Source organism: Vibrio sp. SCSIO 43132 (genome assembly GCF_019904195.1).
Lineage (GTDB): Bacteria > Pseudomonadota > Gammaproteobacteria > Enterobacterales > Vibrionaceae > Vibrio > Vibrio nigripulchritudo.
The window spans coordinates 3,531,148-3,555,255 of sequence record NZ_CP063199.1; the positions used below are offsets into that span (position 1 = coordinate 3,531,148).

The window sequence follows — 24,108 nt, forward strand, 5'->3', positions numbered from 1 at the left end:
TTAGCCTGCTAATTTTTTTGGAATGAACATATCATATTTATTCATTCTGATTATCACTAAGAATTTGCACCAAGTCGTATTTATAGAATTATTATCGCTTACTCTAAAGCCATAATTCCTATAACTTCCTTAAAGCTCATTTCACTGTTCTGGCGGGTTTCCCCCTCCATTCCACCAAGTTTTCTTCACCAGCTCTCAGATACCGTAATAAAGACGAAATTACGCATTCAGGAGCAAACAATGAAAGACCTTCCTTTAACGTCTTCGGTGGGCACACTTGGTGAAAACTTAGCGGAAGATGTACTTGTGATTCAAAAAGCACTGAACGAAGCCAGTGACAAAATTGGGCTGGATGAAGCTCTGGTCGAAGATGGCATCATTGGTGATGACTTCGACACCTCCAAAACCTGCCAAGCCATCAAGCAGATGCAAGCCAGTATTCTGGGCTTTAAAAATCCCGACGGTCGTATCGACTGCAACGGCAAAAGCCACAAAGCCTTGGCAGAAGCTGCTTCCGATGAACTGGGCTTTGCGCCAAGCCTGTTTTTACCTCGGATAGAGCCTGAAGTGGGCTTGTCTGAAGAAGACTTTGAAAAAGCGGCTGAATCGCTAAACTGCGATGTTGCGGCAGTGAAAGCCGTGTCTGAAGTGGAATCCGCAGGCAGTGGTTTCTTTGCCAGTGGTCCTCCGTGCATCTTGTTCGAAGCGCATATTTTCTCTAAATACAGTGACCGCCAGTTTGATGAATCTCACCCCGAGATTTCATCTCGTAAGTGGGATCGTTCACTTTATGTCGGCGGAGAAAAGGAATATGGGCGCCTACAAAACGCCATGGCGCTTAACCGCAAAGCGGCACTGATGTCGGCATCTTATGGACGCTACCAGATCATGGGCTTCAACCATCAGGCAGCGGGCTATGACAATGTCGAAACCTTTGTTCGCGAGATGTTTCTTGCCGAACGCTTCCACCTGTTTGCCTTTGTGAATTTCATTAAGGCAGATTCGCGCTTGCACACCGCCATTCAGGAACTGGATTGGGCAACCTTTGCTCGCTACTACAACGGTCCGGCGTACGCCGAAAACCGCTACGACGAAAAGCTACTCGCTGCGTACGACAAACACGCAAGCTGATAAAACCATGAGAACCCCTTGGCAGAGTCACCCTCTGCCTTTTTTCTTTCCCCCTTTCCTATAAGCCACATCGTTTATTTCCCTGAATTCTTCCTCGCTCTGGCAGGGATGCCACAGCAGAGATGCCTCAAAATAACCAAAACACAAACGCAAAAGGAAAATAACGTGGCACTGACGATTCAATACATTCAGGAACAATTGAAAACCCTTCTTGAAAGCAGGCTGGCGACCGCTCTGACCAAACCACAACTCAACGAGCTATGGGAAGATTTAAACCGAATTCAGGAAACCAGCCAGGTAGAAATTGGGGAACTCGACTTCAAAGGGCAGACCGACCATCTGGACGAATACATCGACATTGTTAACCGCGGTGGGCTGGCAATTGACCTTACTAGCTGGAAAATTCTGGCAGGTTCACCGGATCAGGAATTTGAATTTCCAGAAGGCTCTGTACTGGCACCATACGGCAAAATTCGCGTGGCGACGTCTGGCGACTCTGAATTCAGTTTTCAGTCCGACAAACCCATCTGGAACAACCATGGCGATACCGCAACCTTGCTCAACCCACATGGTCAAAGCGTGTCGACCTTAGCGTATGGTGGTGACGCCTACCCAGACGTGCTTATCACCAACATTTACTTTGACGGGGAAGAAAAGCACACCGAAGGCGACGAATATGTGGAAATTTCCAACGTTTCAGACAACACAGTAGACATCGGAGCCTGGCGAGTGGAATCCGTGCGCAACCAGACGACTTTCACCTTCCCAGAAGGCATCCGATTGCAGGCTCAATCCTCTGTCAAAGTGTTCACAAACAAAGAACACTTAAACGAAGGCGAGTTCAGCTTTTGTAGCCCAAGAGCGATTTGGAATAACGAACAGGGTCACTGCAAGCTGTTCGATTACCTCGACCACGAAGTGGGATCTTATCAGTACTAGATACCCTCGCCTCAAGCTCAATAACAACGCATCAAATTAGGTTTTCCTCGTGCAGAGCAGACAAGTAAAGACAAAAACGAATGACTCCAGCCTCCAACCTGACAGCGACTTACAGCTCCTTGTCAGCGATGGATGTCTTTTACTGCACTACGTTGCCCGGCACGGGGACCTTTCTATCGACGCCAACATCGCGCAGGGTATCGCCCAAGCCAACGCCAAACTTGGCACCAAATACTGGAACACAGAAGACGAAATCCAGTTGCTACATAGCTTTGATCGGCTGGCAAAACAGGTGTATCCCGTTACGGTTGAAAGCATCAAAGCCGTCGTCCCCAGTGCCAGCGATGGCAAAGTCACCTTTACTGGCGCAACGAGAGTCATTACCTGGTATCGGCGCTACACGGTGATGACCTTAATCTGCTTACTGGCGATTCAGATGTTCTACCTGTTCGGACATTCGCTAACCCAGACTTTGGCAGACTCCCTTCCCCAAGCCACGTTTCCCTTAAGCCAGGATCTTGAAGCCAATTATCAGCTTTTAAAGAAATGGAACTGGGTATGGATGCTGGGGCAGGAATTTCAGTTCGACCTGCCAATACCCAATGAAGCAACCAACCAGTTAGAACTGGAATATCAAGCCAACCTTATTGCGGCGCAGTCTGTGCTGCAAATGCTACAAAACTACGTATTGCCGTTGCTATACGGCTTACTGGGAGCATTTATTTTTGTGCTCAGAAGTTTGCTTCAGCAAGTGAGAAACCTCACCTACACCGCCAGCCGCGAAGTGGGCTACCGGCTCAGACTAACGCTAGGCTGTCTTGCTGGAATGATTACAGGCTGGTTATTAAAACCAGAAATGGGGGATATGACCCTTTCCCCCATGGCATTAGCATTTCTCGCCGGCTACAGCATTGAAGTGATGTTTACCCTACTGGATCGACTGATAGATGGCATAAGAAAGAATACCGAAGTAGCGACCCCTTCAAGTGGTGGACGGAAATCTTAGGTTGGGCTGGATACGTTTAACGCCTCAACAAATGGTGTGAACTTGCTGACTTGATAATTCAGGACTGCACATAAAGGTGTTTCAAGTTGACCTGGTGAATGTCTGGAAATGTCACAGAGTCACCGCCTGTAGCCATTTTATTTCTACTATTTTCAGCCCCTGATAATGGTAGAATCTCCGCATCAAAATTATCGAGAAACTCTATGTTTATCCATCATGTTAACGATATCGACTGGCTGGTAATTACCGCTTTTGAAGAACTGAAAACTATGTTTATCGAAGAAGCTGGTGCGATCCCCTCTTACTTCTCCACTACCAGTGAATTGAGCCTGATTGATCAAGCCAAGCGCAGTTATGGATATTTGCCAACACTCAGCGGCGAAATTACCGATACGGGTACATTTCAAAGCCAGGATAACGATGAAGATTTGAACCCACAGCTTGCCTGCCTAGTTGAGGGACGTGGTCGAGTGTTTATCTATCACGGTAGCTTTGTGGCTTTTGTGGATGGCGAGCAAACTTTTATTACCCGAATGGACTGAAAATTATTCAGTAGGTTGAAATCGGCAAATTGAATGGGACCTCTCCCTAGCTCATTAAAAAGTGAAGCTGCGGTTAACTAGCGAGCTCTACCCATAACAAGGAGTGGGGCATAAACAAGCTACTACAACCGCCTTTATCTAAAAGGTAAACAGATTCAGTCACTCCCTTTCTCAGATCCACCAACCTCCCCCACCTTTGCCTTCTCTGCTGCTTCTTCAATAAATGTCTTTTCCAGCTTTATCTGTATTTCTTTTTTTAGTCTGACAAATATTTAACGGTTTATTAACCTATTAAGAAACTTTTCACCTTTTTAATTTATTTGTCTAATTTTACTAAATATTCTCACCAATATGTAAACGTTAATTAGAGGGTATTAAATTTAACAAACATGTGAATAGTGTCGAAAATAAAATCAATATATTTCCACATTGAATAAAGGTTGATATTTATTGATATATTTTATCGTTTAATTTAACCATTCTAAACTTAGTTTGTAACCAAAGAGATATAAATGACAAATTTAACAATATTATCCGCAGTAGAAAAATCAAAATTAGAGAGTTTATGTCGAAACAAACTTAATTGGAGTGAGGGTGGTCGGTAGCTTGGTCAGGGCTATAAACCTAGCTGTTTTACTTTAGAAAAGACAGATAGGAAATCTGAGATTAACTTTGTTTTTCCAACGACTTCCTCCGCTGAAAAGTGGAATGCAGAGATGGAGAAATCCATACACTATTCTGGTTATGCATTATATGCACTAATCACCTTCGCACCTATAGCTTTTGCTTCTGTTACTGGGGTTACAGTCAGTATGACTGCTTTAACAGGAGCAGTTGTAAACATCGGATTAAATATTGCTCAGGGAGAGCTCTTGTCAAACGTAAAGTACCCTAAAGTATTTAGAGGCTCTACAGTCAAGCTCACAATGTCATACAAAAAAATATGGGGTCCATATGAAAGCCAACAAAAATTGGTGTAAGTGATTCACTTAGAGGTGTCAGACTACTTAGGTAAGAAAACGTATTCAAAATCACACCGTTCCCAGTATCGAAAAAGTGATATTCCTGAAAATATGAAGTATGTATTGTCAGTACCTAACCCTGCACCAATGACTATAAAGCATTAATTAAAACTCGTTATTTTTGATACCATATATAAATAAAATAACAAAAGCCCCATAGCTAAACGCTAAACCAACAGGATCATCAATAAATAACCAAGCAGTTGCTACACAAGTAAAAAAACCTACTCTTGACACCCAACGAGTCATCTTGTGTGGCATTTTTTTCCCTTTTCCATTCTTAACCTACTTAATCAATGAGATAAAAACGACAATATACTTGATATTATTTAAATTGAAACTAATCAATCAAATATATACAAAGTTATTTATAAACAAATTAGTCAGTATGACTTTCAGTTCTTCAACCACAAGAATTTTTATATTGTAAAGTCATGTTTATCTCTCTGACAAATGACCAACCTCTGCTACTTTCTTGCTTCCAGTATTCATGCGCTAAGTTCCATCCCCCACCTTTGCTTTCTCCGCTGCTTCTTCAATAAATGTCTTTGCTAGCTTTATCAGCATTTCTTTGTTTTTGTCTGACAGGTCGTTCACGGTCTGTTTGCCCATTAAGATCTTTTCCATCTCTTTCTTTACTTTGGCGAGCTGCAGGAACTGTTCGGGGGTGAGTTTGGGCTTTTGTGGTCGCTTTTTCAGGGCTTTTTTGGCTATCTCCAACCCTTTGAGTAACTCTTCCATATCGATACCTCCTACCCAAAATGCTATGCCATCTTCTGGGTGAAAACTTGGTAAAAACCACGAACTAATTCCTCGGTTCACCTGAGAACTTTTCGACCACTTCCACCAAGATGAAAAGAAATCATTACTCTGGAAGCGCCATGAAAAACAAAGCCCTTATTGTCAGTTGGATGACGTTGGTTATTGCCCTATCCGGCTGTGCCTTGCAGTTTATCGCCAGCTACGATCAGCAAACCCTTCAGCAGATCGAGCACATCGATCAGGAAGTGGAAAGGCTCTATCTGGATCTGACTTTTACGCCGATTGAAGATCGCAAATTTGATCGCTTTGCCAAGCAATATCAGGCGATCACTTTGCAGATCCGAAGCTTGGAAAGAAGGCAAAAGCGCCGAGAAAAAAACACCGAATCGCTAGAACAAACGCGAATTCTGCTTTCCCTATGGGGGCAGGATGAAGCCACCCACAGAAAGAACGACACCATTTCTAACTTCATTATTAACAGGCGAACCAGTCAGTACCGCCGGCTGTTTGATGCCCTGATAGATGGTGAACTGGCGAAACAATAAGATGGAGGCGAACATGAACAACACCCTACACTCAGTGATTGACACCATTACCTCTCAGCTAGAGAACTCCCCTTATAAAAACCTGCTCGGCAGTGCGCTGAAGTCGTGCATTGAAAAACAGCAGAATGACATTGAAACTTTGCTGCTTGCCAGACAAACCGGGGATATTTCAGAAGAAGAATTTGCTATTGAACTGGAAAGGGAAAAACAAATCGTTGAAGCGGAAATGCTGACTTGGCAGATCACCGCAAAAGCGGAAGTTCAAAAGGTGGTGAATAAAGCCTTTCATGCGCTCACTCAGGCTGTCTTGTCTTAGCCTCTGAAGGACACATCATGCGAAGAAGAAGGCGTACAATCTGGATACCTTATGGCTATCGGCTCAAATCCAATTTGAAGCTGCGGGAGCGCCAGAACATCAAGCCAACTTCGCATGAACATGAACCTTCAGAACCAGTGGCAGAAACTCAGCCCCCTCTCAATGAGCCCTCAATCCAACGCAGTGAGAATCGGGAAGACCATGTTATTCCTAAAGAAGAAGAACTGGCACCCAGCACCGCACAAGCACAAGCAAGTTTTGAAGACTCATCCTCTGTCGCTCGGTTTGATGATACCCTCAACCCTTACAAAAGCTACGTTCAGGATTTGTCGCTGTGTTTAACGGGGATGCCGAAAGAAACCTTTTTGGCCTATGATGATCAAAAAGGTCACCATGATCTTTTTGATCATCCTGATACAGAAAATATCCAAGGCGATCCCTTATCTTCTTCTGAATCGGATTCACCCGATGTTGATATCGCCTGTGATCAGATCGAGTGTGTTTATTCGGATCATGAGTCGTCATTGTTGGATGAAGAAGCCAAACCTGACCAAAGCAATCATCAGGCTGAATCTGATTATCACGACACCAAAAAAACCGAGGCTAATCCTAAGTATATTCCCAAGCCCAAAAGCTCGGGACCTCACCTTCGCCGTTTACCCGGTATTGCAGCTTGCCTGCTTTCAGGCAAGTAAAGTTGTTCAGATAAATAGCGGTTTTCAGTTTTAGAACTTACTCCGTATCTTTCGTCCGTTCCCCCAAGAATCACCCACCACTCATACGTATCCTGTGGAGGTCATAACTCAATAGGAGACCGAGATGAGACAACTACTTTTTCGTCTGTGCGAAGCCTCAGACGGACGCAAATTTGCTTTTTTGACCGATCAGCCTGATGTAGAAGACATGTTTGATGGTGGATACAAAGTCGCCTACAAATTCCGAGATGCAGGCAACGGGCAAGAACTGCTGGCGCGCTGGCGTTCAGCGTATTCCGTTACCTCGCGTGAATTTGAACAACTGCCGGATGATGACGAGCTGCCTGAAGGCGTTCAGCAGGCGTTCGATACCATGATCTCCAGCCTGATCCCGAGTGTGGATGTATTCTTCTGCGATTACAATCTCGCGATTGAGGCAGATCTGCCTATCTGCAACAACGTGATGGATCGTTATCGTTCTACCGACTTTGTGCTGTTTTCCTGTGAAGAGCTGATCGGCAACGATCCGTCAACCCAGCCGTATATGGTGTCTTACGCATCACCGCGTTATCCGGGCAGTGGCAACACCGGAAGCCAGCACCGAATCTACTGTAAAACCGATGCTTTTGCATTTTGCCAGGCGGTACACGCGATTGTGATTCAACGTGAAAAAGACTCGCTGACAGGTGGGCACATTCGCACAGAAGTCGACACTTACATCAGCGAACCCTCCATTGAAGCGCCAACGGCAGAGCAGGTCATCAACCGATTTGTGGAATCGCTGCCGCAATACAACAGCAGCATTAAAGCGTTAAGTGCGCCGGAATCTCACTCCAACGAGGAGTAATGCGATGCGTTCAGACGAAATGTACTATGCGGCGTTCAGCGCCGCATTAATGGCAGGTACAGAGCCCGGAATTGCTCAGCAGCTTGCCTATCAACTGGCTTATATCCACTTAACGTCACCAGCGGATAATGCCTTTAAAGATGAATCCGGGCCTTTCCACCAGCCTGAATCCATTCAGAAACAGGCAGTTCGCATTCGCCCTATCAACCCGCTGAATCACGTGGACTGGCTTAAAGGAGGAACGCTCAACGAACGTGGAATGCAGCTTGGCAGGTTATGCGCACCATCGCCAACTCAGGGGGTTCGGCAACCACTTAAATCGCTTGGTAGAGTAACGCCCGCTTCTGCTCAGCAAACCGAGAAGCATCAGCACAAAATCAATCAAGCCATTATGCTGGCTCTGATGGATTCGGACAGCTACGCCCAAAACAAGTTTGTTGCCGCACTTTATTTCTACTGGAGAGCGAGCAAAACACACATCTGTAAAAGCACCAAAGCGAGCTACTGGCTGCTGATGCACGCCATTCGTTGTTACCTGTTTGGCACCACCTTTCAGTGGGATGAAAGCTTCATTAACAGCACCGACGAACGTCAACAGAAAAAGCCCATGTACCCAACCGTTAAAGAACTGATTGAACACCTAAATTTCAACCGAGAAGAATCGCACTTATTGCATGCCCTTTCTGAACAGATGAGCTACTACCCGTGCAACCAGCAGATCCAGTGCATCGAACTTGGTCTGGCTTATCGGGCAGAAGTGATTTCTGATCTGGAACTTGCCAACGTACACCACCAGCAGTCTCTTAATCTGGATGGTATGCAGGACGCCGCCTTGTGGGCTATGGCATCCTGACCCTCTACCGGTACCGAAAGTACCGGTTTCTGCCACATTGTTAGAAACGTCATTTATTTCACCGAATACCCAATTTTATCCCCCACGTTAAATTCGACCTTGCCCGCTAGATTATTGAGACATTCGTTCAATATCTTGGTGGGTTATGAGTATTTCAGATTGTTTATCCATTACAGAACTGGGGCTGCCTCAGCCGGATAAAAATGCCGTTTTGAGAGAGTACCTTGAGGAGATGCAACTCAGGAAACAGCACTTTCTGGGCTACCAAACCAATCAAAATGTGGTGTTTTCATCCGAGCTGTCGCCATTTCTGTCTCTCAATCTTCTGAATTTGGGGGACGGCTATGAAGATGGTTCCTATCAGATCAATGCCAAGCAATTTGAGCGAGCAGTCCTGAATTATTACGCCAGACTCTGGGGAATGACCGCGCCAAACTCCAAACGGAATTACTGGGGATACGTGACTTCTATGGGGTCTACGGAAGGCAACCTATACGCTCTATGGAACGCACGTGATTACCTGAGTGGCAGCGAAGTAGAAGGCTATGAAAAAGCGGTCGAAGTGCCGAACCCGCCTGTTCTGATTTCATCAGAAAGCACGCATTATTCGGTGTACAAAGCCTGCCAGATGCTGGGTATTCCCACGTTTAATCAGGCAGGAGAAAAGCTGGGATATTGCCCCATTAATGAAGGCGACTGGAAAAAGAAGCTCGCAGTTGATGAATACGGTTCAGTGATTGAAGAGGATTTGTTTCGGCTCACCGAGTTTTTTCTGCAGCACCAGCACCCTGTGATTCTGTTTTTAAATCATGGCACTACCTTCAGCGGTGGCAGTGACGCCATCTTTCGGATTCTCACCAAACTGAAACCGCTGCTCGGCAAGAATACCGAGAGCAAACGACGGTACTGGGTTCATGTGGATGGCGCACTTTCAGCAAACTTTTCTCCCTTTCTGCAACCGGACCCTTTTACCGTTTCTGACCACCCTTACGAATTTCGCCACCCAGAGGTGATGTCGGTTTGTGCCAGCCCTTACAAATGGCTGGGCGCACCTTGGAGCTGCGGCGTTTACCTGATGCAGAAAAGGTACAAGGTGGGTTCTTCCAGCCGCCCGACTTACATCGCCGGACGCGATTCCACCATTGCGGGCTCCCGGCAGGGGCTGTACTCCCTTTACTTGTGGGAAAGGCTGTCTTCGCTCGGCACTGTCGGGCTGAAACAGTTAGCCGAGCAGAACGAAAGTAACACCGCATTTTTGCAGCAGGCACTACTGGATTTGTCGGAGTCGACGAGAAGCCCTCATCGACAGCCACTCATCGTGATGCCTCGAATGCCCGGAGCCAACATGGTGCGGTTTTCATCCCCCCGAAGCCACATCACCGCCAAATATTCGCTGGCGGAAGAAAACATTCCGGTGGATGGCATGCACCAGCGATTCTGCCATGTGGTTTTGCTCAGCCATATACAGCGCCCTTTGCTGGATCAGTTTTTAGCGGAGCTGTCTGACCCTTATGCCTTTTCGGGTCAGGAGCTTTTGCCGCGCAACCCATTGAGTCACCCAGATTTTGTCACCCATTTACTTTTCAAGGAGAATCAATGAAAGCCGTTTTGACTCTGCTTTTTATGCTGAACTTTTTGCCTTTCTCGTCGCTTGCTCAGCAAGTGATCCACACGTCGTTTTCAATCAATAAGATCTATGGCGTTAACACCATTGATCAAACCTACAAGATCGACGGTTACTTAGTGGCGACCTGGCAAGATCCGAATCATCCGCTCAAACCCAAATCGGGTATTCGACGAATCGAAAATCGGCACCTCGACAGGATGTTAGAAGACGGCTCCTGGATGCCTGCTTTTGAATTCATCAACATTATCGGACAGCGCCTTACCCCAAATAAAAGACTGGTGATCACTGATGAAGGCGGCATCACTTACAACGAACGTTTTCAGGGCACCTTCACCACCGAGATGGATTTTCGGCGTTTTCCTTTCGACAACCAGTCGTTCGAAATCATCATGGAGCCCTTCTCTTTCGACCAGCAAAGCCTGAAGTTTGGTGACGCCAGCGTGTTTGTGGAAGAGATGACCAATAAAACCATCAGCGAATGGGAAATGGACACCAGCTCGACGGCGAAGGTCAGCCGGCACAGCTATCACCATCTTGATAGTGCAGAGAGCACAGACTATTCACGCCTGACGGTCACTATCGATGCCACCCGAAAGCCGAACTATTACCTTTGGCAGTTTATTCTTCCGCTGTCGCTGATTCTGATCGCCAGTTGGGCAGTGTTTTGGATTGAGGGGTTTTCCGAGCGTTTGATGACGTCTTTCACCATGATGCTGACGGTGGTGGCTTACACCTTTTACACCAGTAGCCTGCTACCAAGGCTGCCTTATACCACCTTTATCGAGCGCATGATCATCATGGGTTACGTCAGTATTTTTGCCGCCATTCTGATCATTGTGTTTGTGAAAATTCGGGAAGAGAGAGGTAAGCCAACTCATGGGCTGATCCCTTATTGCCGAAGCATTTTCCCTACGTTTTTTCTGGCCGCAATTGCCATCCTGATCGGAGTAAATAGCCAACTATGAAACCTTCTAAATCTTTGCAGACCATTATTGAAGCCGTTATCTGCTCATCGATCTTTATTCTGCTGCTCGGTGTCACAACCTATCTGCTTTACTCCAAATCACTCAACGCACTGGAAGAGCAGATCAAAATTGGGCTGGTATCGACCGTTAAAGCTTCTGCTTCGACATTGGATGGCGCTGCGCACCTGACTTTTGATGAAGAGACCATGGCGTCGGACGAAAGCTACGCATTAATGGCAAAGCAGATGGAAATGATCCGCCGTTCAGCAACCGACGTTCGCTACATATACACCAGCATTCTTGAAGATGGTGAGGTGTACTTTATGGTAAACCCAAGCCCGCAGAATGATGCCGACGGAGACGGGTTACCCGATCCGCCCCCTGCCCTGATGACCTTATATGACGATGCGCCGACAGAGCTGAAAAAGTCTTTAGAAAACCAGAGCATTGAAATCAGCACCTATCGCGATCAGTGGGGCAGTTTCATCAGTGCCTATGCGCCGTTTTACAGTGTTGAAGGGGATTTTGCCGGCATTCTGGCGATGGATCTGGAAGTCAGCCGTTTTCAGGATCGGTTAGAGAACATTGAACGCGTTTTTGATAAAGCCAAGATCATCATATTGTTCCTTGGTTTGATTGTCGGGCTGATCATCTGGTGGATCCGCCGCTCTCAGGTCAACCATCTCAATACCATTCGTCATCGGGAAGCCGATGCCAAAGAAAAGCTCTCTCGCGCCCATCATCTGAATGTGCTGCTCTCGGGGTTAACCACTTATTTTTACAGACGCATTCCCAGAGAAATCATCAAGCATACGCCGAGAATACGGGCGCTTTACCACTATTCGCAAAGCCTGAGACCACTTGCCTTCCAGCCAGACACACAGCCAGTTCAGGACTGGTTTCACACTCTGGATCAAAACACCTATCAACGCTGTAAAGGCTTCCATGAATGGCACATTCCATTGCAGTCAGAGGCAGTATTCACCAGCAATAAAATCACGGAAGAGCTGACTCATCTGCACGCTCAACTGGCAAGAGCGCAGTCAGAGCCACTCAGAGCAGAAACCCGCTTGCTCAAAGAGCACCTCGACTGCTGGGCGTTTTCTACCCACTTCTATCTGGAAGAGTCTTCCAAGCTGAGCGAGCTGCATACCTTAATTAATAACGAGTTCGAGCACATTACGGGCAGTGCCTACATGACCCAGCAAACCCCAAATGCGCTGGGGATCATGAGCACCATCAACCGATTGAGACAAATGGGCTTTGACCTGGTTTCAGGAGAAGAAAACCGAATCGAACTGATTTGGAAAGTGTATAAGGAGAATTCAGCATGACGACCCTCGCCCCTTTTTTACTGATTGTCGCGACTTTGTTTGTTCAGCTTTCCTCTGGCATTAACTATGTCACCATTCCTTTGACCATGAGCGAACAAGGCTATGGTAATACCTTAATCGGGTTTGCCATGTCTTTTGAGATCATCGGTATCCTTCTGCTTTATCGCCCGCTTTCAAGCTGCGTAGAAAAATGGGGGCTGGTGCCCTCTGTTCTGCTGATGTCGGCACTTCGGGCTTCCAGCCTTGTTTTGCTCTCGCACAGTCAGAACTACCCGTTATGGCTGCTGGGCATTTTTTGCTACGGCGCGTCTACAGGCATGATGCTGGTGATCATCCAGACCTCTTTAAACACCTGCATTCAGGGCAAACTGAAAGGGCTAGTAATGGGGCTGTTTTCAGCGGCGTTGTCTGGCGGGTTAGCACTTGGACCTTTGCTGCTTCAGTTGCCCTACATCAACCCGGAATGGCAACTGGAAACCAGCGCACTCATTACCAGCCTACCCTTTGTGCTCCTGCTGCTTGCCGGACAAAACACCCAATCTTCCGACAGTTCAGGGACGGTTCGGGTTCGGTTTGCTCTTCGCCACGCCAAAGTCATTCTGATTTCGGCGTTTGTTGGCGGCATCAGCTTCTTTGGTCTGCCCTCTTTTCTCACTCTGTATGGAATGGAAAACGCGCTCACCGAATCGCAATCGCAACTTCTGCTGACCATGTTTATGTTTGGCAGCGTGACTCTTGGCATCTTTGTGAGTACCGGAGCCTCGTTCCTTAACCGCAGTATTGTGGTGCTGGGCTGCATTTTTACCTCGGTGGTGTGCGCAGTGTATCTTTCTCTGGCGGTGTACACCGAGTACTGGCTGGCACTGACTCTGCTGTTTTTCTGGGGTGGCTCGATGGGAGGCATCTACGCCATTGGTTTAACCGCAGTAGGCGAACGTTTCTGTCAGCAGGATCAGATGAGCGCCAATATGAGCTACACCATTATGGATTCGCTGGGTGGTATGACGGGCTTACTGGTGATCGGCTTTATGCTCGATTGGATGGGATCGGAAGGAATGACTACTGTGCTGATCACCTTTGGTTGTGCGCTGTTAGTGTTTTTCGTTTACGAGCTTTTAGCCCCAAGGCAGACGTTTGAGTAGCACAACGGCATTTCCTTCATAAAGGTCTTAATTTTTTTCCCCGATAGTGAGCATTACAGGCGTTTGATTTCGCCTGTTTTTTGCTTCAGCGTCTGCTTATATACAGAATAGTTGCATATAAGCATTTCTTCTCTTCACGTTGTACATCTTAAAAAGCTCAACTAATTTTCTAATATGATTCGAAACATTGGTTAGCCCTGAGATGAAATGCCCCATCAAACGTTGTAAGAATGCCATTTTAAGCCTCCAGTGCGCCCTTTTAATGGCTTTGATGATTCCTGCGGATATGGCTCACTCCGAATCACTCACGCTTAGAAAGGATGTCTCTCAGGAGCAGGTTACCGGTAAGTTCAAGCCGGGTTCGCATGTGATTGCTTACCTGCCGAACCTTCCGTATATCTCGACTTCGCACTCAATCAATGCTGGTTTGACCAAGCCTTCGTACGACGGAAAGGGCTGGGAATACGATCTGGCGGTTTCTCATAAAATCATCGACAGAAAAACCTACGAGTTTGAGTTGAGAAAAGGCGTTCGCTTTCAGGACGGTACGCCTTTTGACGCCGATTCGGTCGTCATGAACATGGAGTATTTTAAGAAGGAGCCTTATACCTTCTCTAAGATGGACACCATTTTTGACCGGGTGGAAAAGCTGTCGTCGCATCGGGTGCGATTCCATTTAAAAGAAGATTACGGCTTCTTTATGCACGACACCATTTGGCTGCTTTTTTATTCAGAAAAATACTTGAAAAAGCACGGGTGGAACGGCAAACCTTTTTGCCCGAATCTGGCGGAAGCCGGTCCGTATGGATTAGGACCTTATATTCTCAACAAGGGCTACATTGAAGCCGACCGCCACACCCCAACCGCTGAGCTGATTGCGAACCCGTACTACTGGGGAGAAGACGCACCCAAAGTAGAAAAAATCACCGTCATCATAGACATAGAATCTCAAGAAGCGCTGGATTTGATTCAGAACTCCGAAGGCAAGCTCGACTTAATGCCGATTCCGTTCTCTGATGAACTGCCCACTATTTTGTCGCAGCACGCGAAGCTGGTTCGCTCTCCTTCTAACAACAACTACGTCGCCAAATTCAACCTCATTAGCGGGCACCCTCTGCTTCAGGTTCGGGAAGTGCGAGAAGCGTTAAACCGCGCGATTGATCAGCAGGCGCTGATTAACCTTTCAATGAATGGCGAGGGTGTGCTCACTCCGATATCACTGGGAGAACGTTTCTACGGAGTAAAAGAGGCATCCAGAAACATCGCCACCTTTTCTGAACTCAACAGCCCTCTGGATGAAGATGTACGACAGGAGCTGATTCAAATCATCAAAAAACATCAGAAACGTCTGGGTTACGATCCAAACGAAAAGCTACCTATCACCATACTGGCTCCCAAAAGCACGCAGTTTATGTTCCGAGACGTGAAGTACCTGCTCGATCAGATCCACATTGACGTGAATTTGCATATCGTTGAGAAAGAGGCAGACGTGTTTGCCAACGTGGTTACGACCAACGCTCGAAAAAACGATATCTATTACGACATCATCGCCTGGGCAAATTTTGACTGGATCATGAACCCCTGGGATTTGTTCTTTGTGATGCGTCCGGGCAACATTTGGACATCGTTCACCGACGATCCGAAAATGGAAAGCCTGCTCGATGAGTTTCTCGCCACGCCATCGGAAGATGCCAGCTACATCCCTGTTCTAACTGAGCTGATCGAGTACGTGTATTACCAGGGTTACACGCTATTCTTGCCCAGCCCAAACCACGTTATGGCTGTGAACAAAGAGGTCATATTTGTTCCCAGCCCGACGGCTATTTACCCGCTCTGGGATATTGAAGTGACCGACATGCACTGGTCGTTGAGAGAGGGGGAATACCCCGAACACCTCAAAGTTCCCGTTGAAATTACCACATACCATCAGTAGGAATGCCCCATGTCCGATAAAGTTGAAAAGGTTGATGAGGCAGATAAATCGCTGTCCAACCGCATTTTGATACTCTTCATCGCCACTACCACGGTGCTTATTTTTCAGGGTATCTACAACATCTACAGTCTGGAAGGCGTGAAAACCTCAATCACGCAAGTGCACGATTCTGCCTTCCAGATCAGTTTGACCGGCACCGACATTGCCCAGCCCGCCTCGGAACTGCGCCAGATGACGATGGGGCTGGTAATGGCACCCAATGAGCAGGTGAAAGAAGAAATCAAATCGCAAATCAGCGAGACCCGAGACAAGATCAACAAAGCGTTAAACGGCGATACGTTTACTCAGTTTTCTGACGAAGGTTCGACAGGCTTGCTGGACGATATTTCGAAGAAATGGAAAAACTACGAGAAAGAAGTCGATAAAACCATTGAGTATTCCAATCAGGGCGTCCGGATTGCCGAGTTTCTTCATGTCACCACCAATGAAAAAGCGTCTTACGACCAACTGACGGAATCCATCCAGAACTTCAACGACTACCAGTTAGGCATCACCGAAGCGATTTACACCGAAGCGCAGAACACTTCTTCCATCGCATTCTGGTCGGTGCTGCTTACGACCATCGTGGAAACCATTATCCTCAAGGTCATCCTTGCCTATGTGTTAAGCCTGGTGAAACGTTACGTAGACAACAAAAAGCAGCACGCCGAAGAGCTGCAGGAAAAGAACGAAGCGCTGGAAACCTCCATTGACGATCTCAAGCGAGTTCAGAAACAGCTTATCGAATCGGAAAAAATGGCGTCACTTAACCAGCTTGTCACTGGCGTTGCCCACGAAATTAACACACCGATTGGCATCGGCATTACCGCATCTTCTTACTTCAACGAGCAAATCGAGAAAATTGACCAGTCCTTACAAGATAAAACCCTTCGCCCAGATGAACTGAAAGCCTTCCTCGACTCGGGCAAAGACAGCAACGAAGTGCTTCTGTCTAACCTGAAAAAAGCCGCAGAGCTGGTTCAAAGGTTTAAGAATTTGTCTGCAGAAAACATTCGCAGTGAAACCGCCCGCTTTGATGTAGGAACTAAAGTTTCTGAAACGATCAGAACCATGAGCCCCAGCCTGAAAGATGTGGCAGTTAACGTGGAATACGACCAGTCCATCGAGATCGAATCGGACCCTTCAGCCATTTACCACAGTATTTCCAACTTAGTAATGAACTCGCTCAATCACGCTTTTCAGGAAGAGGGAGAGCATCAAATCAACATACGGGTTGAATCCCCTGAAACTGAGCTGGTCACCATAGTGTATTCAGACAACGGCAGCGGCATTTCTGAAGACAAGATCAAAAACATCTTTGATCCCTTCTACACCACCAACCGCAACAAGGGCGGAACAGGTCTCGGATTAGCCATTGTGTTCAATGCATTAAGCCAGATTGGCGGCGACATAACGTGCAACAGTGAAGTCGGCGTAGGCACCACATTCACTATGAATATCAAAACCCCAGTGACGATAAGAGAAAGTGCGGCGTAGTTGGGGTGGTAGCCCTAAGTAATTCCAACTTACACAAAACGGGCGACGAAGGGGTAAAAACGCCCATTTCGTGTTTTTCTTTATATTAGCAACGGAATGCAAGCCACCCATTTCCCAGTAATTTCGTTATTTAGACTAGGTTATTGATTGGACTTGCGGAGAGAAAGCTACTCACTAGTACTACATTAACTCTCAACTAAAACTTTGTGAGTAGCTTGGTGCTTTGCAGCGCTTTCAAACTCTTATTTATGCAGGCCAGCCCTTTAAAACAATTCAACAATCACACCGTTAAAAAGCAACCTGCCAAAACGGATGTGATTCCACAACCAAATACGATTCAACTGGCACCCATTCATCTTAAGCATGCACCGCTCATCTTAAAGCGCATGAGCAAAGACATTTGCCAAGCGTTGAATTGCTTACCGATAAACTCCATTGAAAGTGCGCAGAATTACATCTTAGAAAACAGTGGTAAGCCGCATACCCGACAAGGGATATTTCATAGTGAGTTCGGGCTCATCGGCTGCGCGGGCTACTACCTACACACTGACCAGCGACAACCTCATGCCTTTATCTATTACTGGATATCCGCTCCCTACCAACGTAAAGGCTTTGCTTCATTAGCCATCGAACAGCTTATCCACCAACTCAAGCAGCAAGGCATAACCCAGCTGTATGCCGATGTGTTCGACAACAATTATGCTTCTCAAAACTTACTGCAAAGCTTTGGTTTTAGGCGGCAAGAAGAGCCGATTCGCTTTGAGCCTAGAATAATTTTTCGATTTGAGAGGAAAATGTGAAACGAATAAAAGTTGATTAAAGAGACTGGAAAGGGGAATTTGATGGTAAAAAAGAATCGGGAAAAAGCATCTTCGTATTCAAATCTTAAGGGGCGAGGCATTTGTTGATACCTTCAACAGTACGGTCTAAGTTAAAGGTAGTTCATAAAGCTATCAGATCAAATCTTGACCCCTTTTTTGTTGGTCTGCCCCCTTTTTTGGTCGGTTCATCTCATGGTAAAAAGCGTCTTCGTATACAAATCTTAAGGGGCGAGGCATTTGTTGATACCTTCAACAGTGCGGTCTAAGTTAAAAGTAGCTCATAAAGCTATTAGATCAAATCTTGACCCCTTCGGTTTATACACGGCTAAGGTTCCCGCGGGGAGTTTGTACCAGCAAATGATAATACGTCAGGCTTCCTGCCTTTCGCCCTTCGGGCCAGCTAAAGCTGTTGTAAAATGCTCCTGGCATTTTGCTGATTAGGCATTAAGCAGTATGCGTGAATGATTAAACCAAATCTTTGATGCGCTTCCTTCAACGAATCAACAAAGCCTTGGTAGCAGGTTTCGCCATAGAAAATACGCTGACGCCCCCTACCTCGGTTCATCACATGGTAAAAAGCGTCTTCGTATTCAAATCTTAAGGGGCGAGGCATTTTTTGATACCTTCAACAGTACGGCCTTAGTTAAAGGTAGCTCATAAAGCTATTAGATCAAATCTTGACCCCTTTTCCCTCTTCAAATCTTGCCCCTTTTCTGACCTTAAAAGCGTAATCTGGCTTGGCTACGACGTATGTATTTTTCTTGCTTTTTTCCAGTATCATCATAGTAATAATAGGCGACCCCCATATGGTTTTCCGTTTCCAAATCATCGAGTTTATCTATTTCTCTCGCTGCTGACTCCAACATTGGCAAGGCGAACAACGGATTATGAGTAACAACATGATCGGTTACCTGTTGAACGTACCCTTTTTCTTTAAATATGCTGGTAGGCCCAATGTAACCATATAATTCATTGGTAATGCCCTTTGCCATAAGTTGTCTTTTCAGCTCAGCACACAAACTATCTTCTTGTGAAACATTATTAAGGTGTAAGTTTTCTTTAAAGCTGTTTGCCGCTAATTTCTCTGAAGCATAGACACGGTCAACGCCGGCGCCGCTCCAACAACTGTTTATCTTAATTTTGATGTTAGCATATTTCGACACTTCCAATTTTTCCAGCATAGAGCAAATTTGAGCATTGTTCAGATACTGGCCTTCATCCGAGCTTATCCCCCAGCGGCCCGGCGCACCATGCCCTTGGACATATAAATCAATTTTATCAGCCTTTTTGGCCCAGCTACCGATTAGGCTCCGGGCTTCCAACCAATCATTCTGCTCTTTATTCTCACCCGGTTTAACCGCCTCACTCCAATAATCAAAGCTCTTAAAATACGCAGCTAAACCATCTACAGAATCGTTGTGTGTACTCTTGACAAGTACAGCATATTTAATATTTTTGTCGTACTTCGAAAGATCACATAATGGGACGCCATCCGATTTTTGCCAGAGGATATATTTTTCACCTCCAGAAGCCAACCAAGGTATTTTATTGTTTGCGTTATCATATAATTTTTTGTAAGCACTTTGGTGTTGGTCATTATTTTTAAACAATGGAAGAATACAAAGTTTCGAAGCATCTGTTTTAGATACACTTGGCAATAAATCAGGTGAAACGCCAATGGACTTTTTATCCAGTAATTTTTGATTCATTCCCAAGGTATTTTGCAGCAAATTAGAAGTGCCCTCTAACGGCGATACTATCAATCGAATTTTCATAACATAGCTCTGTATATTGATGTCAAAGAAGGATCACATGATATTGATTGCATAATGCCAGCACTCGGTCTTATTTATTAAGTTTTTGTATAAAATAAGTATGCGTTCGATGTCTTGAAGCATTGTCGATTTCATTTATTTCCTGAGCAATCAGTCAACTTTTAAGGAAAACCTGCAGAATAAAAGGTTAAAGGATAGGAAGAATAAACGCCCTTTTCCCGCCAGTCACTCTGTAAGCCAGGCTCAAAATTATTCGTTTGCTTGCCACTAATTTCGCTATCAGACGGCTGTACCGCTCAAATTTACCAACGGTAGTTCACTTTTTGAAAGCTGATGGGTGCCTTTTCCTCCAAGCCGCAAAAAATACCTTACCGGCCTGTTCAGACAAGTTAAGGGGTCAGGACTTTAGTTAATAGTTTTAATTGGTCATTTAGTTTCTGATCAACATCAATTCGGCTTTTCAATTTACTTACGGCAAGGTTTACGCCGCTGACATGGCCCATATTAAAAGCAGCAGCTATGGCGTTTAATTGATGACTTCCCAACTCTCGACATAGATAGATTGCGCACCACCGAGGAACATTCTCTGCTCCACGCCCCCTGCGAGCCTTAATGATAGAACCGATTTCGACAGAAAACAGTTCCGCTGTTTTTTTCACAACATCTTCTATCTCTGGCAAAATTCCCTGTAGCTTATTTATCCGATCTACCACATCAGCATTTTCCTGTTTGATTTTTATTTGCTCAATAAACATCTGACTGCCCAAAATAGCTGGTCACCTTAGTTTATAAAACTTAAAAGACAACCACTCAAACTCACAGGCATCTCCCCAGCCGCTCAACCCCTATAGAACCCCTGAAGACCAAATTGGGTGTCTAATCTCTTACCTAGCGTGCCGTTAAATACCTGCGTGACCACTTGCTCTAATGCTATGGTGACGCCGCTTTTTACCCACCTAAGCCACCGTGTAACATAACCCGCAATGCACTCAGGTGAGGCACTTTGCCTTGGTAGGTTTTACAAGGGTGAATGGTTTGCTTTACCTCGTCTAAACAGCGATACATCGGCTTTTTTAGTTTTTTTTATTGGTAGCGGGTACAGCATAAAATTAACCCGTCATCGACAAAGCAAAATTTTCCAAACCACGTATTCTCACAAAAGCAGGTAGACCCTAACTGCGTTATCTATAGGGTTACCTTAGTGACCTGTCAGCATGATTAATTGGGTGTTTAGTTAGAAATCTGGGGGAAGTAATGTTTAGGATAAAATCAGTTATTGTTAGAGAATGAAGTGGTTGTAAATAAGTACCCATTTGGTGCCTATTACTTAACGATTTAGTGGCTTACAAAAAAAGTGGAATGATGCCGAATCAACACCTAAATCGTACAACTTGGTTGTCATCTGTCGCTTTTCAGAACCGACCACTATGACAACCACCAAATACAGATAAATCATGGAGTACTTAACCAAATAAATGGTGGTGTTGAAGAGACAGTCTCCATGATATTGGCTACTCGATATTATCGTTCCTGCCGCTCACTCCAGTCTTTAATAATATGGTGGAGTTGTTTTACCCCGTCCGTCAGCGCGGCTGGTCCGGGTTGCAGAATGTCACTTGAGTTGATTTCATACACTTCATCATTTTGAATGGCGGGAATGTTCTGCCAGCCCTCTCGCTGAGTCAGTTTGTCTTTTTGGAAACGGCGACCACACCAGGAGGCGATGATAATGTCGGGCTGTTTTTCTATCACCTGTTCAGGGTTTTCGATGATTCTGTTTTTGGCTAACGACTCTTTGGCAAACTCCTGATAACAGTCGATGCCACCAGCGAGCTCCACTAACTCACTCACCCAGGTAATACCGGTAATTAATGGATCGAACCACTCTTCAAAATACACTCTCGGTTTGTGGGTAAGCGAATCGGCGCTTGCCTTAATTTCAGCCAGCCCTTGAGTAAGTTCCTGTACTAACTTTTCACCTTTTTGAGGTTCACCGATAAGCGCGCTAAGTGTTCGTATCATTTGCAGCGTGTCACTTAAAGTTCGGTGATTAAAGCAGTGCACATCGACGCCCTGCTTTACCAGGTCGCGAACAATGTCTGCCTGAATGTCCGAAAATGCGAGAACCAAATCCGGTTTGAGATCCATGATTTTCTCGATACGTGCATTCACAAATGCTGAGACTTTGGGCTTTTCGCGTTTGGCTCTTTCGGGGCGTACCGTGTAGGCAGAAACACCGACAATTCTGTCTTCTTCTCCCATCAGGTAAAGCGCTTCGGTGGTTTCTTCTGTCAGGCATATGATTCTTTGTGGCCATTGCGGTGCAGGGATTGGCATCGGGTCCGCCTACTCGTGTTAGTGGATATTAGGTAATTGAATTATAGGGAAGTTTTGAACGAGTTAAACCCCGACTAATTTTTACTCAAGGATCCGCTTTGAAGCTTTGAGCCAGCATTTCAACCTTTCGTGAAAAGTTGAATTCAAACACTCGGCATAAAAGGTGCTGTACTTTCGACTGGTATTAGGTTTTTGGTATTAGTCGGCTTTCAACTAACCCAATACATTAAGCATGTCCTTTTTCTGTAACCTTTTCTTCATACCTCGCTCCTTAAATTGCTATGAATAAACTTAATATGAATTCAGTTGCTTAATTGTTATTAATAAACTCTAAAGGTCGTTTCTTAAAACATGGAGAATAGAGTTATGACAATGACATTGTTAGTTGGCACAACAAATACAGATGGCACTGGCTCAGCAGAAAATTTAACAATAGATAACGCAACGCAGGTTATTGAAGGTACTGGTGTATCACACGGTGTATGGGGAGTTGACCTCGAAAGTTTGGTAGGAACTCCCTACTCTCCTGATGAGAAACTTATCGATGCCTCACTGGTTAGCTGGAATAAGCAAGGCTATAAAGAGGTAAAGGTAGAAGGAAATGTCGATTCTATTTATCTAAGCAACTTCGTTGATGTACATGTGGCAGTTAATAACGATTCTGGTACATCAATGTTTATTGAAAATGCCAAAAGAGGGCATATTGAAACCGGATCCGGAGATGACCTGATAGGTTTGTTTGTGCAGTCAAATAACAATATTTGGAGCAACCACTTCACCATTGATACCGGAGCAGGAAATGATGAAATATACCTATGGGATACAGAAGGGTCACACAGAACCAGCCTAAATATTAATGCCGGTAACGGGGATGATCTGGTCGATATCACTGGACTGCAAAATGCTGATCAAGGAGTGACACGGGTTATAGATGGCGGCGAAGGGCTCGATGTATTTGTTCATGGAGGGGATGCTTCGGTCGATTTCAAAAACTTTGAGGTTATTCAGTCGAGCTATGGCGAGCACATTGAACTCACTTTTGAAGACTTAAACAAAAACGGTAATACCGAACATGGGTTAGTGATTGATGCAGCCAGCTTTCACGTGGAAGACACTGGTTATATGGAAGAAGGCACACTCTCTCATTCTGATAAAGCCTACCTTCGTGAGCTTGGCTATGCCAGTGAAGACTTTGTCAAAATTTGGGTTTTTGACGATTACTTAATGCCTGATGAAGTACATGCGGTTCTCACATACGACATAGACGCCTTTTAACTAATGGCAGGAACGGAACATTCACAGTAAAACGCCAGTGATGCGAAAAGCATTTACGCTTTAGCATCGCTGACGTTTTTACGTTCAATTGGTCAGTTACAACACTCGCAGACACTTCTCTGGAGGCAGGCTCAGCAACGTGTTGGCGAAGTTGATTTTCTCGTCACGCCACTTCATCGCCGCTTCATGACTGTCTTTTGATCTTCTATCTGCTTCAAAATAACTGTGTTGTGGCAAACCGTCGGCTGGCGTCATAACCATAGACTGCTCATTCACTCGCATAGTAAAGAGGAATTGACCTCGTTGACCCGATTGCGCACCAGGATGATGAAGCGTGGTATCGCAGCAGTAGCGCTTATCGCGCAGTGCGCGGCAAGTGTATTCGAATGCGTCTTGCGTACCGCGCCCAGGGAAAGAAGTATAAATACTGATGCCGTCGCGCTGTAATGCTCCCGACCCTGCACTCAGTTCAACCGCGTATTGCACCAGCCTAAATCCGAGAACCAACCCTCCGATGCTGTTGATCCCACTGAATTGAATCGCACCAGCTAAGCTCAGGCGCAGTCGATCTTCATTCTCATACAGATAAAGATCTGGGGATGCCCAGTCACTCTGAGGAATAAGTAGCTTGGTGATGTCAGATTGGTCCATTTCGGTCTCCGCTATTATTACGCGTTGGTGATGTTTGTTACTAACTTTATACGA

The 24,108-nt window shown here is 45.6% G+C and carries 23 protein-coding genes; 17 read left to right on the forward strand and 6 right to left on the reverse strand.

The window, feature by feature from the left end; genetic code table 11:
* Window positions 1-240 precede the first annotated feature (240 nt).
* From INR79_RS15765 to INR79_RS15780, 4 genes are all read left to right on the forward strand, one after another.
* Complete coding sequence (locus tag INR79_RS15765; protein ID WP_022602224.1) at window positions 241-1,131, forward strand: N-acetylmuramidase family protein; 891 nt, start codon at window positions 241-243, stop codon at window positions 1,129-1,131.
* Between the two features lie 165 nt (window positions 1,132-1,296).
* Window positions 1,297-2,070, forward strand: a complete 774-nt coding sequence (locus tag INR79_RS15770) for a lamin tail domain-containing protein (RefSeq protein WP_022602225.1) — start codon at window positions 1,297-1,299, stop codon at window positions 2,068-2,070.
* 49 nt (window positions 2,071-2,119) lie between these two features.
* Window positions 2,120-3,076, forward strand: coding sequence for a hypothetical protein (locus INR79_RS15775; protein ID WP_022551656.1), 957 nt, complete (start codon window positions 2,120-2,122; stop codon window positions 3,074-3,076).
* A 203-nt stretch (window positions 3,077-3,279) separates the two neighbouring features.
* A complete protein-coding gene (locus INR79_RS15780) occupies window positions 3,280-3,618 on the forward strand; it encodes a hypothetical protein (RefSeq protein ID WP_022602228.1) in 339 nt (112 codons plus the stop codon).
* A gap of 1,127 nt (window positions 3,619-4,745) precedes the next feature.
* On the opposite strand, the gene INR79_RS15785 is transcribed toward INR79_RS15780, so the two are convergent.
* Together INR79_RS15785 and INR79_RS15790 are read right to left on the reverse strand one after the other, a co-directional pair.
* A complete protein-coding gene (locus INR79_RS15785) occupies window positions 4,746-4,901 on the reverse strand; it encodes a hypothetical protein (protein WP_022602231.1) in 156 nt (51 codons plus the stop codon).
* A gap of 234 nt (window positions 4,902-5,135) precedes the next feature.
* A complete protein-coding gene (locus INR79_RS15790; protein ID WP_022602232.1) occupies window positions 5,136-5,381 on the reverse strand; it encodes a hypothetical protein in 246 nt (81 codons plus the stop codon).
* A gap of 140 nt (window positions 5,382-5,521) precedes the next feature.
* On the opposite strand from INR79_RS15790, the gene INR79_RS15795 reads away from it, so the two are divergent.
* The 12 genes from INR79_RS15795 (at window position 5,522) to INR79_RS15850 (ending at window position 17,995) form a co-directional block, all read left to right on the forward strand.
* On the forward strand, window positions 5,522-5,947 hold the full coding sequence (locus INR79_RS15795; protein ID WP_223095055.1) for a hypothetical protein: 426 nt from the start codon (window positions 5,522-5,524) through the stop codon (window positions 5,945-5,947).
* 13 nt (window positions 5,948-5,960) lie between these two features.
* A complete protein-coding gene (locus INR79_RS15800) occupies window positions 5,961-6,263 on the forward strand; it encodes a hypothetical protein (protein ID WP_223095056.1) in 303 nt (100 codons plus the stop codon).
* Window positions 6,264-6,280: 17 nt separating this feature from the next.
* Window positions 6,281-6,958 (forward strand): hypothetical protein, encoded by a 678-nt coding sequence (locus INR79_RS15805; RefSeq protein ID WP_223095057.1) that lies wholly within the window; start codon window positions 6,281-6,283, stop codon window positions 6,956-6,958.
* Between the two features lie 124 nt (window positions 6,959-7,082).
* The gene (locus tag INR79_RS15810) at window positions 7,083-7,805 is read left to right on the forward strand and encodes a hypothetical protein (protein WP_004398372.1); all 723 of its coding nucleotides are present in this window, start codon (window positions 7,083-7,085) and stop codon (window positions 7,803-7,805) included.
* A 4-nt stretch (window positions 7,806-7,809) separates the two neighbouring features.
* Entirely contained in the window at window positions 7,810-8,658 is an 849-nt protein-coding gene (locus INR79_RS15815) for a hypothetical protein (protein ID WP_223095059.1), read from the forward strand.
* Window positions 8,659-8,803: 145 nt separating this feature from the next.
* Entirely contained in the window at window positions 8,804-10,258 is a 1,455-nt protein-coding gene (locus INR79_RS15820) for a pyridoxal-dependent decarboxylase (RefSeq protein WP_223095061.1), read from the forward strand.
* Window positions 10,255-11,250 carry a gamma-aminobutyric-acid receptor subunit beta gene (locus INR79_RS15825; protein WP_223095063.1) on the forward strand — a complete coding sequence of 332 codons (996 nt, stop codon included), beginning with the start codon at window positions 10,255-10,257 and terminating at the stop codon, window positions 11,248-11,250. The genes INR79_RS15820 and INR79_RS15825 overlap by 4 nt, the downstream gene beginning before the upstream one ends.
* Entirely contained in the window at window positions 11,247-12,584 is a 1,338-nt protein-coding gene (locus INR79_RS15830; protein ID WP_022551665.1) for a cache domain-containing protein, read from the forward strand. The genes INR79_RS15825 and INR79_RS15830 overlap by 4 nt, the downstream gene beginning before the upstream one ends.
* A complete protein-coding gene (locus INR79_RS15835; protein ID WP_200766594.1) occupies window positions 12,581-13,726 on the forward strand; it encodes an MFS transporter in 1,146 nt (381 codons plus the stop codon). The genes INR79_RS15830 and INR79_RS15835 overlap by 4 nt, the downstream gene beginning before the upstream one ends.
* A 262-nt stretch (window positions 13,727-13,988) precedes the next feature.
* On the forward strand, window positions 13,989-15,659 hold the full coding sequence (locus INR79_RS15840) for an ABC transporter substrate-binding protein (RefSeq protein ID WP_223095065.1): 1,671 nt from the start codon (window positions 13,989-13,991) through the stop codon (window positions 15,657-15,659).
* Window positions 15,660-15,668: 9 nt separating this feature from the next.
* The gene (locus INR79_RS15845; protein WP_223095067.1) at window positions 15,669-17,195 is read left to right on the forward strand and encodes an ATP-binding protein; all 1,527 of its coding nucleotides are present in this window, start codon (window positions 15,669-15,671) and stop codon (window positions 17,193-17,195) included.
* Between the two features lie 248 nt (window positions 17,196-17,443).
* Window positions 17,444-17,995: a GNAT family N-acetyltransferase gene (locus INR79_RS15850; RefSeq protein WP_223095069.1), complete on the forward strand. Its 552-nt coding sequence runs from the start codon at window positions 17,444-17,446 to the stop codon at window positions 17,993-17,995.
* Window positions 17,996-18,735: 740 nt separating this feature from the next.
* Here the strand turns inward: INR79_RS15850 and INR79_RS15855 are convergent.
* The 3 genes from INR79_RS15855 to INR79_RS15865 all read right to left on the reverse strand — a co-directional run bounded on the left by INR79_RS15855 (window position 18,736) and on the right by INR79_RS15865 (window position 22,128).
* Window positions 18,736-19,791, reverse strand: a complete 1,056-nt coding sequence (locus INR79_RS15855) for a C13 family peptidase (protein WP_223095071.1) — start codon at window positions 19,789-19,791, stop codon at window positions 18,736-18,738.
* 389 nt (window positions 19,792-20,180) lie between these two features.
* Window positions 20,181-20,546 (reverse strand): hypothetical protein, encoded by a 366-nt coding sequence (locus tag INR79_RS15860; RefSeq protein ID WP_223095073.1) that lies wholly within the window; start codon window positions 20,544-20,546, stop codon window positions 20,181-20,183.
* A gap of 766 nt (window positions 20,547-21,312) precedes the next feature.
* Window positions 21,313-22,128: a cobalamin-binding protein gene (locus INR79_RS15865; RefSeq protein WP_223095075.1), complete on the reverse strand. Its 816-nt coding sequence runs from the start codon at window positions 22,126-22,128 to the stop codon at window positions 21,313-21,315.
* Between the two features lie 366 nt (window positions 22,129-22,494).
* On the opposite strand from INR79_RS15865, the gene INR79_RS15870 reads away from it, so the two are divergent.
* Window positions 22,495-23,403, forward strand: coding sequence for a hypothetical protein (locus INR79_RS15870; RefSeq protein WP_223095077.1), 909 nt, complete (start codon window positions 22,495-22,497; stop codon window positions 23,401-23,403).
* 96 nt (window positions 23,404-23,499) lie between these two features.
* On the opposite strand, the gene INR79_RS15875 is transcribed toward INR79_RS15870, so the two are convergent.
* Complete coding sequence (locus tag INR79_RS15875; RefSeq protein ID WP_004398391.1) at window positions 23,500-24,054, reverse strand: hypothetical protein; 555 nt, start codon at window positions 24,052-24,054, stop codon at window positions 23,500-23,502.
* Window positions 24,055-24,108 lie beyond the last annotated feature (54 nt).

Coding starts and splice junctions, on each gene's coding strand:
- INR79_RS15790 (WP_022602232.1), bottom strand. CDS start 5,381: ATGGAAGAGTTACTCAAAGGGTTGGAGATAGCCAAAAAAGCCCTGAAA.
- INR79_RS15875 (WP_004398391.1), bottom strand. CDS start 24,054: ATGGACCAATCTGACATCACCAAGCTACTTATTCCTCAGAGTGACTGG.
- INR79_RS15865 (WP_223095075.1), bottom strand. CDS start 22,128: ATGCCAATCCCTGCACCGCAATGGCCACAAAGAATCATATGCCTGACA.
- INR79_RS15780 (WP_022602228.1), top strand. CDS start 3,280: ATGTTTATCCATCATGTTAACGATATCGACTGGCTGGTAATTACCGCT.
- INR79_RS15870 (WP_223095077.1), top strand. CDS start 22,495: ATGACAATGACATTGTTAGTTGGCACAACAAATACAGATGGCACTGGC.
- INR79_RS15830 (WP_022551665.1), top strand. CDS start 11,247: ATGAAACCTTCTAAATCTTTGCAGACCATTATTGAAGCCGTTATCTGC.
- INR79_RS15795 (WP_223095055.1), top strand. CDS start 5,522: ATGAAAAACAAAGCCCTTATTGTCAGTTGGATGACGTTGGTTATTGCC.
- INR79_RS15825 (WP_223095063.1), top strand. CDS start 10,255: ATGAAAGCCGTTTTGACTCTGCTTTTTATGCTGAACTTTTTGCCTTTC.
- INR79_RS15845 (WP_223095067.1), top strand. CDS start 15,669: ATGTCCGATAAAGTTGAAAAGGTTGATGAGGCAGATAAATCGCTGTCC.
- INR79_RS15805 (WP_223095057.1), top strand. CDS start 6,281: ATGCGAAGAAGAAGGCGTACAATCTGGATACCTTATGGCTATCGGCTC.
- INR79_RS15765 (WP_022602224.1), top strand. CDS start 241: ATGAAAGACCTTCCTTTAACGTCTTCGGTGGGCACACTTGGTGAAAAC.
- INR79_RS15855 (WP_223095071.1), bottom strand. CDS start 19,791: ATGAAAATTCGATTGATAGTATCGCCGTTAGAGGGCACTTCTAATTTG.
- INR79_RS15815 (WP_223095059.1), top strand. CDS start 7,810: ATGCGTTCAGACGAAATGTACTATGCGGCGTTCAGCGCCGCATTAATG.
- INR79_RS15785 (WP_022602231.1), bottom strand. CDS start 4,901: ATGCCACACAAGATGACTCGTTGGGTGTCAAGAGTAGGTTTTTTTACT.
- INR79_RS15840 (WP_223095065.1), top strand. CDS start 13,989: ATGGCTTTGATGATTCCTGCGGATATGGCTCACTCCGAATCACTCACG.
- INR79_RS15835 (WP_200766594.1), top strand. CDS start 12,581: ATGACGACCCTCGCCCCTTTTTTACTGATTGTCGCGACTTTGTTTGTT.
- INR79_RS15800 (WP_223095056.1), top strand. CDS start 5,961: ATGAACAACACCCTACACTCAGTGATTGACACCATTACCTCTCAGCTA.
- INR79_RS15850 (WP_223095069.1), top strand. CDS start 17,444: ATGCAGGCCAGCCCTTTAAAACAATTCAACAATCACACCGTTAAAAAG.
- INR79_RS15810 (WP_004398372.1), top strand. CDS start 7,083: ATGAGACAACTACTTTTTCGTCTGTGCGAAGCCTCAGACGGACGCAAA.
- INR79_RS15820 (WP_223095061.1), top strand. CDS start 8,804: ATGAGTATTTCAGATTGTTTATCCATTACAGAACTGGGGCTGCCTCAG.
- INR79_RS15860 (WP_223095073.1), bottom strand. CDS start 20,546: ATGTTTATTGAGCAAATAAAAATCAAACAGGAAAATGCTGATGTGGTA.